Raw genomic sequence first — 16,932 nt, forward strand, 5'->3', positions numbered from 1 at the left:
AGCCTTCGTCGAGCATTACAATCATCGCCGTTACCATGAGAGCCTCGACAATCTCACTCCCGCCGACGTCTACTTCGGACGCGGACAGACCATCCTGCTAGAACGCGAAAGGATCAAACGAGACACGATCAAAAAAACGCCGCTTGAACCACCAAGCCAAAGCCGCTTAAATCAAACCCCAAACCGAGCCGGAAACTCCAATCTTCAAAAGCACAAATAGTCTCAAATCATTCGACGACGGACAAGCTAGACCTAACCCAACCAGCAGTTTCTCAACAAATTGCCAGCTTAGAAGCAGCTATTGGCCGTCCGCTTTTTGAACGGCATGCCCGCGGGGTGATACCAACGGCAACCGCAGATGAGTTAGCAGCGGACATCGGCGACAAATTGGATCATGCTGAAACAGCCCTCGCCACAGCTCGTTCGAGATCCACACAGATTACTGGTTCCGTGCAAATTATCACCCACAGTGATTTTGCTGCTGAAACAATCGGCCCAGCTTTGCGAACATTGTTGGAAGCAGGCGTGAAGGTGCGTCTGCAAATGGGCGACAGTGAAAAAATCCGCATCATGGTCGCAGAAGGTCATTGCGATCTCGGTTTTTCAGCACGCCCGATTAATGATACCAGGCTACGTAGTGAGGCGCTCTATTCGGAAGCGATCATGGCCGTAGCAGCACCTGAGATTACTCGAAAGATTATAGCCCAAAAAAATCTCTCAGATGCACTCAATGATGAGCCCATGCTTGCTTACAATCTTACCGCACCGTTGATCAATGCTTGGCTGAAAGAGAACCAGACGAAAATCAATATAGTAACCCCGGCAGTCATCAGTCAGGACCTCAGAAGTCTACGTTCCATTCTGATCAGCGGCTTCGGTTGGTCTGTCCTTCCGAAGTATCTGTGCAACGAAGAAATAGCGCGCGGGAGATTGGAGGAAATAATACCGCCAATCGCTCGCCCTAGAAATAATTATTTTGCAATGTGGAGCTCGTCAGCACTTCGTAACCATCGAGTATCCTTTGTCCGCCAGACGCTAGTTTGGTACCTCAAACAAAAAGACCCCACGCTCTACAATTCGCCCATTTGACGTAAAAAACGCCTCGAAACAGTTCAACTAAATCCATTGCGCACAAGGATGCGCTATCTCCAGCGTGTGCATTCGCTTATTCTAAAAACTTATGGTCGTTTTGCTAAAAGTCAATCTAAAGAACCATAAAACCATCAAATAGAAATAATTTTCCTTCATTTTTTCCAAATGCAAAATTTAAGTTGACGAGATGCGCAATATTGAAATATCAATGATTCATAATAATAATAAGGGGCAACAAAATGCGTGCACTTTTAGATAAAATTGATCGGAAGCTTGTTAAGCTTCTGTCAGATGATGCACGCGATGGCGCCAATCAGATTGCTGAACGTCTGGAGCTTAGCCCGCCAACCATCCGTGCGCGCCTCAAAAACCTGATCGAAAATAAACTATTCCGGATAGCGGGCGTTGTTAATGTCTCGGAGCGACCTGAGCTTATCGTTGCGATTTTAGGCATTCATGCCAATGGGCATGGACGCCTGAATGAAATTGCCCGAAAAATGTCCGAACTGCCATTTGTGACATCGGTCAGCATTGTAACTGGCCGGTACGACCTTCTGTGCGAAGTGCTGTTTGAAGGCGACATGGAAGAACTATACCGGGTGACGAGCGAACTGCTCCCCGGCCTGGCTGAACCCGGTGTCATTCAGGGCAGCGAAACTTTTGTTGTCATGAAAGCCCATAACAAATGGCTGAGTTTGCCACGCGGCGTATGGGAAGATGAAGAGAGCGACAAACCCGCTCCTTAACCTAACAACAAAATGACCATTCTAATTGGCCGCCTTGCGCGGACACGGACTACTGTTGCTCAAATGAGGGAGAACTCAAGAAATGATGAAAAAAATCAATGCGCTTATGACGTCAGCTATGTTTATTGCACTGGTGGGGGCTGCGGCGCAGACCACACCTGCCTATGCGGGAACGCTTGACGATATTATTGCCCGCGGCGAGTTGCGCGTCGCTGTTCAAACGCAGGGCCCTCCTTATTCCTTTATGGACAAGAATGGCACCCGTGCAGGCAGCGCGATCGCCCTGACCGAGCTTATGGCCAAGGAAATGGGCGTCAAGGTTACATATCTTGATTTCGATTGGGATGGCCTTATTCCGGCGCTGCTTTCAGGCAAAGCTGACATTCTGGCAGCCGATATGACAGCCACCATGAGCCGCGCAACGAAGGTAGCTTTTACCCAGCCATGGATTCACGTCGGTTCAGTCGCTTTCACTGCTGCTGGTGGTGACTTCAAGAGCGTTGAAGACTGCAAAAAGCCAGGAACGACTATTGCGGTCATCCTCGGATCAACTGCCGAAAAGAACATGCCTAAGTTTTTCCCTGAAGCCACCGTCAAGGCGTTCAAGGGTGGTGGAACAGTGGTGCTTGATGCGGTTGCATCCGGTCAGGCCCAGTGCGGCGTGAATGATAACACAGCTGTTGCTGCACAGGTTCAGAACTACCCAGAAGGTACGTTTGAAGTATTTTCTGAAATGCTCAGCTCAGAACCTCTTGCCTATGCCGTCAGATACGACTCGCAGGATCTGATGATCTGGACAAACCTGTTCCTTGACAACATCAAGCTCGATGGTCGCTTAAAAGAAAACCTCGATTACTGGGTCAATTCGAACAAGTGGCAGGCTGATCACTAATATCAATGAAGGTGCAGGCCCCATTCATCCTGCACTTTCGATCAAAATCCGAATGTTACCGGTGAACCATGTTTGGCAATCTGAACATAAGAGTCATATCGGAATATCTGCCTGAACTCTGGCAGGGTTTTCTGAATACATTGATGTTGTCCGCCGCAGGGTTTACCGGCGCGTTGATCATCGGCATCGTCGCTTGTGCTTTAAGCATTCAGCCTGTGCGCTGGCTGCGCAGGATCAGCATTGCCTATATCGATCTTATCCGCGCGACACCTCTGCTTGCACAGCTCTACTTCCTGTATTTTGGCCTGCCGCGTCTTGGCATACTCCTTCCCGAAATGGTGATTGGCATTATAGCTCTTTCACTGAACTCGGGAGCATATGTGGCTGAGATTATTCGCTCGGGCATTCTCTCTATACCGCGTGGACAGTTTGAAGCTGCTCTAAGCTCCGGCTTTACCTATCTGCAACGGATGAGACTCGTTGTCCTTCCTCAGGCGGTCCGGCCAACGATTTCACCGATGATCGGTCAGGCAATCGTGCTGGTGAAAGACTCCTCGCTTCTCTCGCTGATTTCTGTTGTTGAGCTCACCCGTGTCGGTCAGCAAATCGCGCTTGATCGCTTCATGCCTGTCGAGGGTTTTGCTGCAACCGCCGCCGGATTTCTGCTGATTTATTATCTCCTTAAAGCACTTGCCGGAACATGGTCGCGCTTCAACCGCATGCCGGAAAGATAACAGGGGACGCATATGTTTTGGTTTCAAGTCGAACGCTTGTGGAATTTCTGGCCCATTCTTTTGAAGGGCCTCGGAATGACCGTTTCGCTATCTTTGCTCTCTCTGATCATTGGGGTCATTGTCGGCCTAATTTTTGGCGTGCTTCGCGCGAGCGGCAATCGATGGCTTTCGGGCATAACAGGGCTCTATATTGATCTGTTTCGCGGCACGCCGTTTCTGGTACAGGTCTTCATCTGTTTCTTCATTCTGCCATCAATCGGCATCGAGCTGTCGGCCTTTAATGCTGGAGTGATCGCGCTTTCCAACCTGTCAGCCTGCTTTATCGGCGAAATTATTGCCTCCGGCATTAAAGCTGTTCCACGCGGGCAGACAGAAGCGGCGATCGCGTCAGGCTTCACCTATTCGCAACAGCTTCGATTGATTGTCATGCCACAGGCATTACGCATTGTAAGACCATCTCTGGTGGGACAGTTCATTCTGCTGGTGAAAGATTCCTCCGTGGTTTCGGCCATCGGGATTATGGATCTTACACGCTCAGGATGGATGATCGTTCAGAACATCCCCAATGGACTGCTCGTCTTTGGCGTCGTTGGCATCGGCTACTTCATCGTCTGCTATCCGATGATTTATCTCTCGCGCCGTATAGAGCGCGGCACTCAGTCTCCTATTTTGTAACTGGACAGGTCTAATGATTGAATTTCAGGGTCTGAACAAATGGTTCGGCAGCGCGCTTCACGTGCTTAACAATATTGATCTGACAGTCAGCAAAGGCGAAGTCGTCGTCGTTTGCGGTCCTTCCGGTTCTGGTAAAAGCACGCTGATCCGATGCGTTAATGGATTGGAAGCCTTCCAGTCAGGCAAACTGATCGTTGATGGCATTGATCTCAGCGCGAAGAATGCAGCCTTGCGTGAATTGCGAATGGAAGTCGGATTTGTTTTCCAGCAATTCAATCTCTACCCCCATAAGACTGCGCTGGAGAATGTAACACTTGCGCCTATTCATGTGCGGGGATTATCAAAAGCTGAGGCGGAAAAGCGGGGCAAAGAACTGCTAGCTAAAGTCGGCCTCGCTGATCGTATGAACAATTACCCAAGCCAGCTGTCTGGTGGTCAGCAGCAGCGTGTGGCTATTGCACGTTCTCTTTGTATGCAGCCAAGAATTATGTTGTTTGATGAACCCACCTCGGCACTGGATCCGGAGATGATCAATGAAGTGCTCGATGTTATGGTTAATCTCGCCAAAGAAGGCATGACGATGATGGTGGTCACCCATGAAATGGGCTTCGCCAGAAGCGTTGCTGATCGTGTTGTCTTCATGGATCGTGGGGCAATCCTTGAAAGCGGTGAGCCAGAGAACTTCTTCAGAAACCCTCAGAATGAGCGTACACGCGACTTCCTGAGTAAAGTTCTCCACCACTGACGCGACCCGGTTAGTCACGCAATTAAGATAGATTGATTATCATGGAGCATCGTCAAAAAAGCGGTGAGCGGCTTTCTGTTGCCATCATTGGCGCTGGAATTGTTGGCTGCAGCACGGCTCTTGCACTCAGCAAAGCTGGCTATAGTGTCACCATATTCGGCAATGAAGAGCCCGGCACCGGAACATCCTACGGTAATGCGGGAGCCATTGTCACAGGGTCAATAACACCGACAGCGACACCCGCGGTTATCAGGTCTTTGCCCAGCTATATGTTCAACCGCAATTCACCAGCAGTCCTGCGGCTTCATCATGCAATCGCAGCATTGCCGTGGATAAGACGTTTTATTACAGCTGGTACAACGAAAGCTGTCGATCGAATTGCTGCAGCAATGCATCCGCTTGTTTCAGAATCGCTGATAGCACATCGGGAACTTGCTGCAATTGCCTCAGCAAGCGACATGCTCACGCAAGAAGGCTGGCTGAAAATCTATAGTGACAGCAAGGATTTCGAAGGTTCGACTCTGGAGCGTCGGCTTATGAGCCGTCATGATGTCGTTCATACAGTTCTCGATCGTTCAGCACTTCTGGACCTTGAACCTGCACTTGATCCGGCATCCTGTTACAAAGGCCTCTATCAGCCAAATGCTGGTAATGTCCGTTTTCCGCAAAAGCTTGCTCAGATCTATCTGGAAACGGCTCAGAAGTTTGGCGCGGCGTTCATTCGTGACACTATTACCTCGGTTCGACCGTCGGAACACGGCGTGCTGCTGAATTCAGAAACCCTGAACAAGCGCTTTGATCGTATCGTCATCGCATCGGGTGCATGGTCCACCGCACTGACCAAACAGCTCGGTGATCGTGTCTCACTCGAAAGCGAACGTGGATACCATATCAGTTTTGGTCCAGGGTCGGAGACATTGCTGCGCGGACCGGTGGTCTTACCCGGCAAGGGGTTTGTTCTATCACCAATGCATGACGGTTTGCGGCTGGTAAGCGGCGATGAACTCGCAGGCCTTAGAGCGCAGCCGAATTACAAACGCATTCGTAGTCTGCTGCCAAAAGCAATTGAAGTCGTGCCGGCTCTCAAGTCATGGAAACCCGCCACTGAATGGATGGGACACCGTCCATCGACCCCTGACACACTGCCCGTCATTGGCAGATCGAGCAAATGCCGGAATGTCATTTACGCCTTTGGCCACGGGCATTTGGGGGTCACCCTTTCTGCAATAACAGCCAAACTCGTCAAAGAGCTCATCAGCGAACAAACGCCAGCTATCGATCTGGCTCCTTATAGTCCCAAGAGATTTTGATACTTAAATGTCCGATTTCCCAATCAGTATGAATAATCCAGCGCAATTCGACGGCCCTCTCCCCGAGGCTGTTGATGTCACTATCATTGGTGGTGGCATAATCGGCATCATGACAGCCTGGGAACTTCAAAAGCGAGGATTAAAAGTCCTTGTTTGTGAAAAAGGGAGGATCGCGGGCGAGCAATCGAGCCGCAACTGGGGCTGGGTTCGCCAGCAGGGACGTGATTACGCAGAGTTGCCGATCATGATGAACGCAATTCATCTCTGGAAAGGCCTTAACGAGAAAATTCGCGAAAAAATCGGCTTTCGTCAGAATGGCATCACCTATCTGGCGCGCAATCAAACAAAGCTTGAAGAATTCACTCAATGGCTTGATGGTGCGCGTGCCTATGGTATTGATACGCGTATGCTGTCTCAACGTGAAGTCAGAGCTATGGTGCCGGACAGTACGGCCTGGCTAGGGGGGATGACTACGCCGTCAGATGCAATGGCAGAGCCATTCCTGACTGTTCCAACAATTGCTGAGGTTGCAGCAGAAGATGGCGTTCTTATCCGCGAAAACTGTGCGGTGCGGACATTGGATGTCACCAGCAATCAGGTGCAGGGCGTTGTTACCGAAAAAGGCTATGTAAGATGCGAGCGCGTTCTTGTCGCGGCTGGCGCCTGGAGCACACTGTTCCTGAAACGGCATGACATACGTATCCCGCAGCTTTCTGTTCTATCTTCCGTAATGCAAACAGCACCTATGAACTCGCTGCATGATGGCGCTGCCGGAGATGACCAGATAGCGTTTCGTCGACGCGCTGATGGTGGATACACATTAACGCCATGGTCCACACATGACTTCTTCATAGGGCCAGACGCCTTCAGAAACTTTTGCGCCTATATACCGCAATTGCGTGAAGACTTTACGAGCACACGTTTTAAACTTGCTGCCCCGCAGAATTATCCGGACGCATGGCGAACAGCAAGACACTGGTCACAGAACGATGAGACTCCATTCGAACGGTGCAGGATACTCAATCCCAAACCAAACCAGAGAGAACTCGACCGTGTGCTAAAACAGTTCACAAAGGCTTTCCCTCAAACAAACAAGCCACGTATTGTAAGAAGCTGGGCCGGTATGATCGATACCATGCCTGATGCCTTACCGGTGGTTGATCATGCGCCGATTGGCGGCTTAACAATCGCAACCGGAATGAGTGGCCATGGATTTGGCATTGGTCCCGGAATGGCAGATGTTATTGCAGACCTGATCGAGTTACGCCAAGCTGCCTACTCAATTGACCATTTCGAATTGAGACGATTTCGCACTAAAGTATTAGTTTTCGCTTAGAAATAACATCAGGAATTTGCAGGCGATAACTTAAAATATCAGAGAAATATTTCGTGTACTTCTATTAAGTCAGGATACGAGCAGCAGTGCTTTATAAAAGGTTGGGGAAGCGCACAAAAGATACCCCCTTAATTAACCAAGTAAGAACTTGCTGGAGGGCTAGCTATGGGAGTTTGATCGCTGCATTTCTGTAGTGATACTCTATTGGACTATGCGGGTCTTGCGACGTTAGCGCTTAGGACGAGGTAAGGGAATGGCATTAATCGGCAGCACAAACCGCCACGTATTTTGGGTTAGTTGTTACAGTCGGAAATTGCTAAGCGAGCTCGTTCCATTCTATACCAACTAAGCGTAGCCAAATTACTTCTTGCTAAATATATTGATGACTTTGACTTTCCCTACAGCCTAATCAATGAAGGTTTGATTCGTGAATTGGCCCCGGGTATCTATGTACGCAATCAAGGAAGTGTTTGTTGATTGCCGCTGAGAAGTGATGGTGTGGATACCCCCTGCCAACGGCATCTTAATGTGCCAAGGTGATGTTGGGTAACGTCACTTGAGAGGAGATATCCATGGGAGAGATTAGCATTATCGGTCTGGATCTTGCAAAGCAGGTTTTTCAGGTTCATGGCGCACGCGTTGACGGCAGCGTTGTTCTGCGTAAGAAACTAACACGCGGACAACTTTTAGCATTTTTTTCAAAGCTGCCACCCTGCATCGTCGCCATGGAAGCGTGTGCAACGGCCCATTACTGGGCACGCGAGATCAGTGAGTTTGGCCATGAGATCCGGCTGGTCCCACCCGCCTATGTAAAGCCCTTTGTGAAGCGGCAGAAAAATGACGTTGCTGATGCGGAGGCTATCGCTGAGGCTGCAACGCGTCCAACGATGCGCTTCGTTGAACCCAAGACACCTGAACAGCAAGCACGCGCAATGGTTTTCCGGACGCGCGAGTTATTTGTCCGTCAACGAACCCAAACGATAAATGCCTTACGGGCACATCTGGCTGAACACGGCCTTATCGCGCCAAAAGGCTTGTGGAATCTTTCAAGCATCCGGCAACTTATTGACCAGGCAGAAGATACGGTAGATGGGCTGATAGTGGAAACGGCACGCATTTACCTTGAGCAGATTGAGACATTTTCGACGCGGATTTTATCTCTCGAAGCTGTCCTAAAGAAAGAAGCCGCACGGTCTGACGCTTCATCGCGTATGATGACCATGCCCGGTCTAGGGCCTATCACGGCTATGGCCATTGAAGCATTCGCCCCTACGCTGTCTATCTTTAGGCGCAGTAGGGATTTTGCTGCATGGCTCGGACTTGTACCGCGCCAACACTCGAGTGGCGGAAAGCAGATATTGGGACGTACATCGAAAATGGGGCAGCGTGATATTCGGCGTTTGCTCATAATCGGTGCCATGTCGATAATACGCTGGGCCAGTAAAAAGACGCCAGTACCTGGAACGTGGCTTCATGCGATGCTTTTACGTAAACCTAGAATGGTCGTTGCCATAGCTTTGGCAAACAAGATGGCCCGCAGCCTTTGGGCAATGCAGACCAAGAAGGAAGATTATAGAGATCCGCTACTGACTGTCTCGTAAGTCAAATCGGCAAGTTAGAGCGGAACGACGGCGTGTGAGGAGGTCAACGGATAGTAAGGACAATGATCGGCAAACGGTTCTGGAAACGCATCCGGGTCAATGGGCTTATGGACTTGTCCCGCTTTATTTCCGCCTCATGATCTTGTTTCGGCGGTTATTTGTTCGAATTGAGCGGGCGATATTCCTCCGAGGGTCGAATGCCTTCTGCGTATGTTGTAAAATCCGTTTATGTATTTGAATAGCGCATCCGTCAGATGCTGCCGTGTTTGCCAAGTATGTCGCCAAATCAGCTCCGCCTTCAGTGTCTTGAAGAATGTTTCTGACACAGCATTATCCCAGCAGTTTCCTTTTCCACTCATCGAGACCTGGAATTCGAGCTGTTTCAGCCGCTTTTGATAGTCATGAGCACAGTATTGACTGCCACGGTCTGTATGATGAATGCAGCCTGGCTCTGGATTGCGCAAAGCAATTGCTCTGTTCAATGCCTGTAATGCAAGATCTTGTTTCAAACGATCGCTGACAGCCCACCCCACCACGCGCCGTGAATGGAGATCGATGATAACAGCCAGATATAACCATCCTTCGCGTGTCCATAAGTAACTGATATCGCCCGCCCATTTCTGATTGGGCTTGTCAGCTGTGAAATCCTGATCCAGCAAGTTCGGGGCTATATTGAAAGTATGGTTGCTGTCAGTTGTCACCTTATGCTTGCGGGTTCTAACCGCATAGATGTTGTTCTGGCGCATCAAACGGCCAACGCGTCGTTGCCCAACAGATAATCCTATATCCTGGAGTTCTTGCGTCATGCGAGGCCGACCATAAGATTGAAGGCTAAGATGATATTGCTCTCGAATATGAGCGAGGATCACCATGTCCTGTCTTTGCCGCTTGCTTAATGGTCGTCTGCGCCACGCACGATAACCACGTGATGTAACATCCATAATCTGGCAAAGCCGATGAACTGAAATTTGATGGCGGTGTTCTTCCACGAAAGCAAACCTTACTTATTTTGGTTCGCGAAGAACACGGTGGCGTTCCGCCGGGTAATCGATTCACTGGATCGATTACATTTCCGGCTTCAATTTAAAACTTCCCTCTTGTCTTATGAATATCAACGCTCCGGTGCGATACTGGGGCCATGACACAGCACGGTATTAATACCGTGCTGTGTCATGGCAGAGGATGGATCGTTTCCCTCTGGGTCATGATGGACCGTGGAGGAGTAGGATCACCTTTGTTCAATTGGTCGACTTGAACGGATAATAGGGCTTTGGGCCCGTACGACAAGAGGAGGTACAATTGACCAACCGCGTTGTAATCGGAGTAGACATCTCCAAAGAGACACTTGACGCCTGCAAGCTGCCAGGGAACCAGCAGATACAAGTTTCCAATAACTATAAAGGCTATCAAAAGCTCCTACGCTGGATTGAAAAAGCGCCAGAAGTCCTTTTCGTATTTGAAGCAACTGGAGCTTATCATCGTCAGTTTGAAATGGCATTGGGAACATCATCCACGCCCTTTGTAAAGGTAAACCCCAAACAGGCACGGCGGTTCGCGCAAGCTGTTGGAAAGCTAGCGAAAACAGATAAGGTGGATGCTTCAATGCTGGCACGCATGGGGGTTGCACTCGATCTCACGGCACGAGATCCCCAGCCTAAAATATTATATTTGTTCAAGGATTTAATAGCGGCAAGACGTGGGCTTATTAAAGACCAGACAGCTGCCAAAGCACGTCTGGATACCGCTCAGGTTCCGTTAATCAAACGGCAGCTAGAAAGGCGCTTGAAGCAAATCCAATCCGACATTGAGCAGATTGATAAAGAAATTATCGCGCATGTGACAGATGATCCAGCCATGGCTCGACAGGTTGATATTCTAAGCAGCATTCCGGGTATTGGTGTGCTCACCTCGATCACGGTTCTCACAGATATGCCTGAGTTAGGTACGCTAGATAATAAGCAAGCGGCAAGTTTAGCAGGGTTAGCCCCAATGTCCCAGAGTTCAGGGAAATGGCAAGGGAAGGAGCGTATTCAAGGTGGCCGAGCTATATTACGCCGCGCAATCTATATGCCCGCCCTAGTGGCCACACGCGTTAACCCAGATATGCGGGAGAAATATCAACAATTACTCACGGCAGGTAAGGTAAAAAAAGTCGCACTGACAGCGATTATGCGTAAGCTAATAATATTGGCGAACATCTTGTTAAAAGCCGACCGGAAATGGGTCCAACATCGCGCTTGAATAAGACGGATACTCCTCCAGAAGTAGGCGGTTCTCTTTGCGCAAGCGTTCATTTTCTTTCGCCAGATCAATATCGCTAGCTGGAGGCATATCCGCAGGACGAGAGCGCTGTATCCATTTTGATAAAGTGGAAAGGCCAACGCCCAAATCAGACGCTACCTCGCGCCGAGTAAGGCCACTTGTAAGTGCAATCCGAACGGCTTCGCGTCGGAAAGCATCAGTATGTAACACTGCCATAAATCTTCTCCTTAATGACAAATAGTCTATTCAAGGAGGCGGAATCAAACCGTGACAAGTCCACTTGCTCAGGTTAACGTAACAGTGCCGTTATAAACCCGAAGCATCAATCTGCAAATAATTACGCGGTAATTGAAGAGTTATCAAAGGCACTTCCATTAACTTGATTTTTTGTAAACACTTTTATTTAGATAGCCGCCCAAGATTCTGGTCGGGGATATGGAGTTGCCTTCTCCCAACCATGATAATTATCGTCGTAAATCGAGAATATTGAGCTCACGCCAGATCCACTCGAAACTGTAGGTTGCCATTGGGTCAGTGTGTTGATGACGAACAGCAATCTGGTTCTCAAGATACTTCAGCCATTCGACGAGTTTTTTACGCCCTGCGGCAGTTTTTGCAGCTTGGCGCGGCGTGATGTTACCCAGCATAGGAACGGGTTGATCTAGAGTTTCGCGATATTTTCGATCCAGTACCTGATGAACAATTTCGTGTGCAATGTCAGCAGGCATAGCTGCTTCTACATCTGTCGTATCGTCTTCGGTTTTGTCGGCCATTACCTGATTGACCGTACGAATTTCTGTCAGCGGTATGCGGACGAGATCACCGAGTGCTTGTTTTACAAGTCCCATTCCAACTGCAGAACGTTCTGCAGAATTGGTCATCAGATGCATGAAACGGCCTTTGATCTCAATACTTCCCAAGATACGGTAACCATCCTCAAGGTAGGTATCGAAAGAGGCAGCTTTGGGCTCGGAATTGTTCTTGGCTTTGGGTTTTACTTCTACCCAGTTCCAAGATTTTTCCCCATCTTGCGACATGCCCGCAATCGTATTTATCTTTGCTGCAATGTCCTTCTGCGTCACGCCTGAAGCAATAGGGAAGCGAACATCATGGAACATGAAATCGTGCCCATCACTATTCTGGATGGAGGGCATTTCCATTATATTCTCAAGCGCGTCAAACAACCATGAATGTGTAAAAATACGGGCCGCCTCATGCAGCTCATTGTCATCGAAGATTGGTAGCTTTTTTGTCTTCCTCTTTCCAAATACAAGACGCAAACCATCAAAGAGGTCATCAGTGCCCTTTTGTGTAAATGGCAACAGGGCTCCCGCAAAGATATGCTTACCCATGACAGGCACTATACGCGCAGCAATCTTATCCCATTGCTTTAGCGATTGTGTCGCGCTCTGCTCATAGACCAGGATAGGCTCACCACCGCGAATGAGATCGCGCGCCAGAACCGATTTTCCCGGTACAATGTCGCTCATTTCATAAAGACTCATACGGGAGTTGCGCAGCGCTTTCATATAGGCCTTCGATTGTGCGCTTTCCTTCCAGCCCCGACGTTTGAGATATTCGTCAACAATATTGCCACCCGGGACATCAAAATCCTGGGTCAGAAAATCTTCAAACGCACAGCCCCAAAGAATATCAGGCCATGGCTCACCGAGCATATCGTCAATATCTTCAAAATCTATGTCAAAGGCGTCCAGAACAGGCCCAAGATGGTCACCAAATATCTCAGAAAAACAATCGCGCCATTCATCGCGGCTCAGAAACTTCATCAAGCCATCAAGCTCGTGACCGACTGTCATCATTCTTCTCCATGTTCGGGCTGTGACACGCTTTGTATAGGCGTGCTGACCCGACGCATAAAGTAAAAAACAGGCGGCAGCAGAAAATCTGCCGCCCAATGTGTTATCAAATCAAACCCATGTGCTCGAGAATAACATTTTCGATGACAGCGATGAGACGTTTGCAGTCCTGAGCATTTTCATTTCGAATGCAGTAAAGCTCAGTTGCCTGGCTGATATCGTATTTCTCACCCGTACCATAATCAGTGTAGCGGTCGATAATATCCGGATTGATGTTTTTGCGCTCAAAATGTGCAATGGCATCTTCCGTCTTGCGCCATTCTATCCAGCTACATGACGACAGCTTTCTCTGAAACCTGTTGCTGAACTGCTGCCGGCTCATGCCTTTTGGAAGGGTAACGCGAAGCCCTCGCGTTAAAGCGCGAACAGGGCTATTCTCATGCAACGTTTCAGGGATATAGATTTGAAGCGCAGAATATTCGTCATATCCCTCATCTTGCACCGGCCAATCGCCATTGATCTTATAATAAGATCCGTATTGGTCTTTGCTTTGCTGCTTAATACGATCAGCGATCCGATCCTGCGCACATTCGCCAACTTTAAAGATCGGAATACTAAGCTGGCCTTTGAGATGTTTTAGACCCGGACATCCTGCGATATAGATGTCGCGAATAATCCCAGCCTCAAAATTGGCTGAGAACGCTGCGGAACTCAGAATGGCGTTTGTATCAAGGATGAGATCCTCACCGCCAATGACTGGCCATTGTGTTTGATATTTTGACGATACTTTTGATGACGCGGGAGACGGCAGCAACAATTGCTTCTTGAACGCTTTGTCTTTTGCAGTTTCTGCCGGAGCAGCTTCATTGCTGGCTGTTGATGATGTCGAAATTCTTGCATAATCGGTTTCCTGATTGACGGGATGAGGGATCGAAAGGCTCATATGGAGCGGTTTTGTGCTTTCAAAGCGCAAGCCTGCTGGCAGCGGCAGAGCAATATCTGTCTGTCCCAGCTGAATGCGAATATTGGCAGTTGAAGCGTCATCGCCAGCTTCAAAGCGAATGTTGAGCTGCATGTTTGTTATTGCGGATGTCATGTATGTTAGGCTTTCTTTTTGTAGTTGATTGATTAGTTGTGTTTAGAGTTGACAAACCGCGCGCGAAGGCATCCTTGAAACATCAAAGTTCCAGGCAGCAATTAGCGAATTGCGCGATATGTCTTTTTGGAAAGAGAGACTAAGACCGCTCAGCCCCGCGGGACAGGATGCTGATTAAATTGCGGCCATCTCAAAAATGCCGATCAGCATAAATGCAGTCAGCAAACTATCAGACGCACAGAATGCGGATGACAATGGCGTCTTCAGGAGGTTTCCTGAATTTGGAAAAAATAGCCTCAAAAAGGCAACAAGCGATCGTTGGTTAGGCCATGAGACTACAAAGCGGCGCAAAAGAACCAGTCGGATATAATCAGCTTGAAATGGCTTAGAATGGTTTCGCCTTCGGGCGCTGCCAGACGAGTGCGTATTTACCCCGCTCATCCTTATCTAATAGGCGGGCATAGATGGGCGCTAAAAATGTAGGATCATCAAGCTTGACGGATAGGTAATCTTTCTCTGTATCAAGCGTTTTCCTACGCCAGGCAGAACCAACCACATAGCTTTCCTTATAAATATCGAAATCGGGGCTGAATTCTCCTTTCTTCTCTCTTGGCCAAAATACCAAGTCAACGCTTTGGTTAATGAAATGTATCTGACCGACGAAGCTGTTACCTCGTAAATCAAACTCTCCAATTTTACGCATGCTTGCTCCTATTATCTGGACGAGCGAAAGCTAAAGGCCCAGATGAAGCTGAAACCTTCAAACCCTCCGCTCTCCGTGTAAAAAACTGCGCGCTTTTATGATCTCTCAAGCGCGCTAATCAATATTTTCGGGAAATCTAAACAAAAGAGATCGCAGATCGACCATCATTCAAAACATAAGAAATTAATTGTAATATAAATAATCATACATCTTTTTATTCGTAATCCAGAACACAAAAATTTCATAAGCAAAAAAGAGCACACCTAATGGAAGCCAAATATTACAATCAACCCCATTATGCGATATTTAAGAATTGCTTATTATAATCCTAATTTATCATCGGACTGGCATATTCAATCGACACCCAAAATGAATCTTTAAAATCGCAGGCCTGCACCCGAAACCCAATCCTGCTGGCTTATGTTTATACAAAGGCGCTTTATCTCATTGTGAATGCGCGTGCAGTTCCCAATCTCATAGAGACCAGTTCGAATACCGCTTCGGCGCCAAAACACCATATTTAACCTGATGCGGCGAAGGAGCCCTGCCTTCGATAGATCAGCGTAATGAATCAATGCAGCCAGTATGATTCAAAAGTTTCATTAGACGCGACGACTCGATCGCATCATCCTGCCCTATATGGAAAGCCGCTCAGTAAATTACATAAAGCTCTATAGGGTCACCCCTGAACAAAACATGGCCCGCTTCTATGGCCTATCGGTTGAAAGAGACTTGTTTGGCGTTTGGATTTTTACGCGCAACTGGGGACGGATCGGCAGCAGAGGGCAATTTAAACACCAGAGCTTTGAGACGGAGCATGCTGCAATCCATATGCTGAATAGTTTTTACACGCGAAAGCTACGCCGCGGTTATCACCTTTAACTGCAATTCCAAAAGCCTCAGCAGCGTGTCATGCCCCTCACCTATTAGCGCTTTCTTCATTCACGCCAATAATTGCGTCTGGCATAAAGTCGCTGTCGCCCTCCCCCATTTCGTAAAGCCATACGGATCGGCAAACAAATTCACATTGAGCGCACTACCCTTTAGTTCGAAATTCCTCTGCAACATTAGAAGCTGCCAATATATATCTTCCTTAAAATGACCTCTGACAGAATTGAAAAGTTAATATGCTGCCACGCGATAGCGTGTTTCTGGGGCTTGAAAAGCCCAGAAACGCAGCATTTTTAGCCTCCGGCAGGACGAAATACTTTATCAAAAGTGACGCGTAGCGGCACTTTTGAGGTATTGAGCCCTCTGAAATTGGGTATAAAGACGGCTAACAATCCCAATTTCTCTTGCATTTGACCTATTTTTAGGTTTGTTTTTTGACCCCGTTTTAAAAAGTATATCGGTCAAAATTGCCCATCATTTTGCGAGGGTTACTGAGCTCTTTACTTATGCTCTTAAACGGCCAAAACACCGCATTTCAGGGCTTTTTCTGCGCACCGCGCAGTAACAATACACAATCCCTCATTCTTGGCCATAATAGCCCTCCGCTTTAAGCACTGATATTCTTGCAAGATCTTCCATTTCACAAAAACATTCCGGAAATTGAAGCAGAATTCGTAAAAATAATAGTAAAAAATCTTATTTGATATCATTAATGGATATTTTCCAAAAAACGGATAGCATTTAGAAATTTCTTGGTCAGGTAGAAATTTAGAAAACAGACGCTACTGCCGCTGATTTTATTTTGATAAAAATGATAGCTATCCATTTTTTAATTTTTTCTCCATAATTTGATTGATTTTCTTTCCTATACTTAGATATTCTTTAAATCGACAAAATTCGTTTTGGCCCAATTTGACCTCTCTTCAGGTTGATTGTCAACGGCGGAATAAAAACAGGCCAAATGGCGGTGTAAAATCAGGCCAGTTTATGCCGCAATCGGGGAACGTCGGAAGGGCGTAGCCCGACCAGAGT

General features: G+C 48.0%; 14 protein-coding genes and 4 pseudogenes. 13 read left to right on the forward strand and 5 right to left on the reverse strand.

Translation table 11 applies throughout. The annotated features are described in order from the left end of the window. The 11 genes and pseudogenes from VBH83_RS18250 to VBH83_RS18300 all read left to right on the forward strand — a co-directional run. Positions 1-170, forward strand: a pseudogene (locus tag VBH83_RS18250) (IS3 family transposase); the annotation flags it as partial. Positions 171-216: 46 nt separating this feature from the next. Further along, positions 217-342 (forward strand): annotated as a pseudogene (locus tag VBH83_RS18255) (LysR family transcriptional regulator); the annotation flags it as partial. Between the two features lie 45 nt (positions 343-387). Further along, positions 388-1,089, forward strand: coding sequence for a substrate-binding domain-containing protein (locus tag VBH83_RS18260; protein ID WP_396998971.1), 702 nt, complete (start codon positions 388-390; stop codon positions 1,087-1,089). 242 nt (positions 1,090-1,331) lie between these two features. Then, the gene (locus VBH83_RS18265; protein ID WP_313830578.1) at positions 1,332-1,838 is read left to right on the forward strand and encodes an Lrp/AsnC family transcriptional regulator; all 507 of its coding nucleotides are present in this window, start codon (positions 1,332-1,334) and stop codon (positions 1,836-1,838) included. 82 nt (positions 1,839-1,920) lie between these two features. Continuing rightward, positions 1,921-2,730, forward strand: coding sequence for an ABC transporter substrate-binding protein (locus VBH83_RS18270; protein ID WP_313830576.1), 810 nt, complete (start codon positions 1,921-1,923; stop codon positions 2,728-2,730). Positions 2,731-2,798: 68 nt separating this feature from the next. Next, positions 2,799-3,464, forward strand: coding sequence for an amino acid ABC transporter permease (locus VBH83_RS18275; RefSeq protein WP_313830574.1), 666 nt, complete (start codon positions 2,799-2,801; stop codon positions 3,462-3,464). 12 nt (positions 3,465-3,476) lie between these two features. Beyond that, complete coding sequence (locus tag VBH83_RS18280) at positions 3,477-4,139, forward strand: amino acid ABC transporter permease (protein ID WP_094574829.1); 663 nt, start codon at positions 3,477-3,479, stop codon at positions 4,137-4,139. Between the two features lie 13 nt (positions 4,140-4,152). After that, positions 4,153-4,884: an amino acid ABC transporter ATP-binding protein gene (locus tag VBH83_RS18285; RefSeq protein ID WP_313830571.1), complete on the forward strand. Its 732-nt coding sequence runs from the start codon at positions 4,153-4,155 to the stop codon at positions 4,882-4,884. A gap of 41 nt (positions 4,885-4,925) precedes the next feature. Next, positions 4,926-6,194, forward strand: a complete 1,269-nt coding sequence (locus tag VBH83_RS18290) for an NAD(P)/FAD-dependent oxidoreductase (RefSeq protein ID WP_396998972.1) — start codon at positions 4,926-4,928, stop codon at positions 6,192-6,194. A gap of 7 nt (positions 6,195-6,201) precedes the next feature. Further along, complete coding sequence (locus VBH83_RS18295) at positions 6,202-7,530, forward strand: FAD-dependent oxidoreductase (protein ID WP_313830568.1); 1,329 nt, start codon at positions 6,202-6,204, stop codon at positions 7,528-7,530. A 572-nt stretch (positions 7,531-8,102) separates the two neighbouring features. Further along, entirely contained in the window at positions 8,103-9,131 is a 1,029-nt protein-coding gene (locus tag VBH83_RS18300) for an IS110 family transposase (protein ID WP_313830567.1), read from the forward strand. Between the two features lie 134 nt (positions 9,132-9,265). Here VBH83_RS18300 and VBH83_RS18305 read toward each other — a convergent pair. After that, a pseudogene (locus VBH83_RS18305) lies at positions 9,266-10,135 on the reverse strand (IS3 family transposase); the annotation flags it as partial. Between the two features lie 295 nt (positions 10,136-10,430). On the opposite strand from VBH83_RS18305, the gene VBH83_RS18310 reads away from it, so the two are divergent. Continuing rightward, positions 10,431-11,372, forward strand: a complete 942-nt coding sequence (locus VBH83_RS18310) for an IS110 family transposase (RefSeq protein WP_240579598.1) — start codon at positions 10,431-10,433, stop codon at positions 11,370-11,372. Positions 11,373-11,384: 12 nt separating this feature from the next. Here VBH83_RS18310 and VBH83_RS18315 read toward each other — a convergent pair. The 4 genes and pseudogenes from VBH83_RS18315 to VBH83_RS18330 form a co-directional block, all read right to left on the reverse strand. Further along, a pseudogene (locus tag VBH83_RS18315) lies at positions 11,385-11,609 on the reverse strand (transposase); the annotation flags it as partial. A gap of 248 nt (positions 11,610-11,857) precedes the next feature. Beyond that, complete coding sequence (locus VBH83_RS18320; RefSeq protein ID WP_396998973.1) at positions 11,858-13,180, reverse strand: hypothetical protein; 1,323 nt, start codon at positions 13,178-13,180, stop codon at positions 11,858-11,860. A gap of 136 nt (positions 13,181-13,316) precedes the next feature. Next, positions 13,317-14,306, reverse strand: coding sequence for a hypothetical protein (locus VBH83_RS18325; protein WP_396998974.1), 990 nt, complete (start codon positions 14,304-14,306; stop codon positions 13,317-13,319). Between the two features lie 385 nt (positions 14,307-14,691). After that, on the reverse strand, positions 14,692-15,009 hold the full coding sequence (locus tag VBH83_RS18330; RefSeq protein ID WP_396998975.1) for a DUF736 domain-containing protein: 318 nt from the start codon (positions 15,007-15,009) through the stop codon (positions 14,692-14,694). A 639-nt stretch (positions 15,010-15,648) separates the two neighbouring features. Here VBH83_RS18330 and VBH83_RS18335 point away from each other — a divergent pair. Further along, positions 15,649-15,891, forward strand: a complete 243-nt coding sequence (locus tag VBH83_RS18335) for a WGR domain-containing protein (RefSeq protein WP_396998976.1) — start codon at positions 15,649-15,651, stop codon at positions 15,889-15,891. Positions 15,892-16,932: the final 1,041 nt, after the last annotated feature.

Source organism: Ochrobactrum sp. S1502_03, assembly GCF_044435015.1.
Classification (GTDB): Bacteria; Pseudomonadota; Alphaproteobacteria; order Rhizobiales; family Rhizobiaceae; genus Brucella; species Brucella chromiisoli.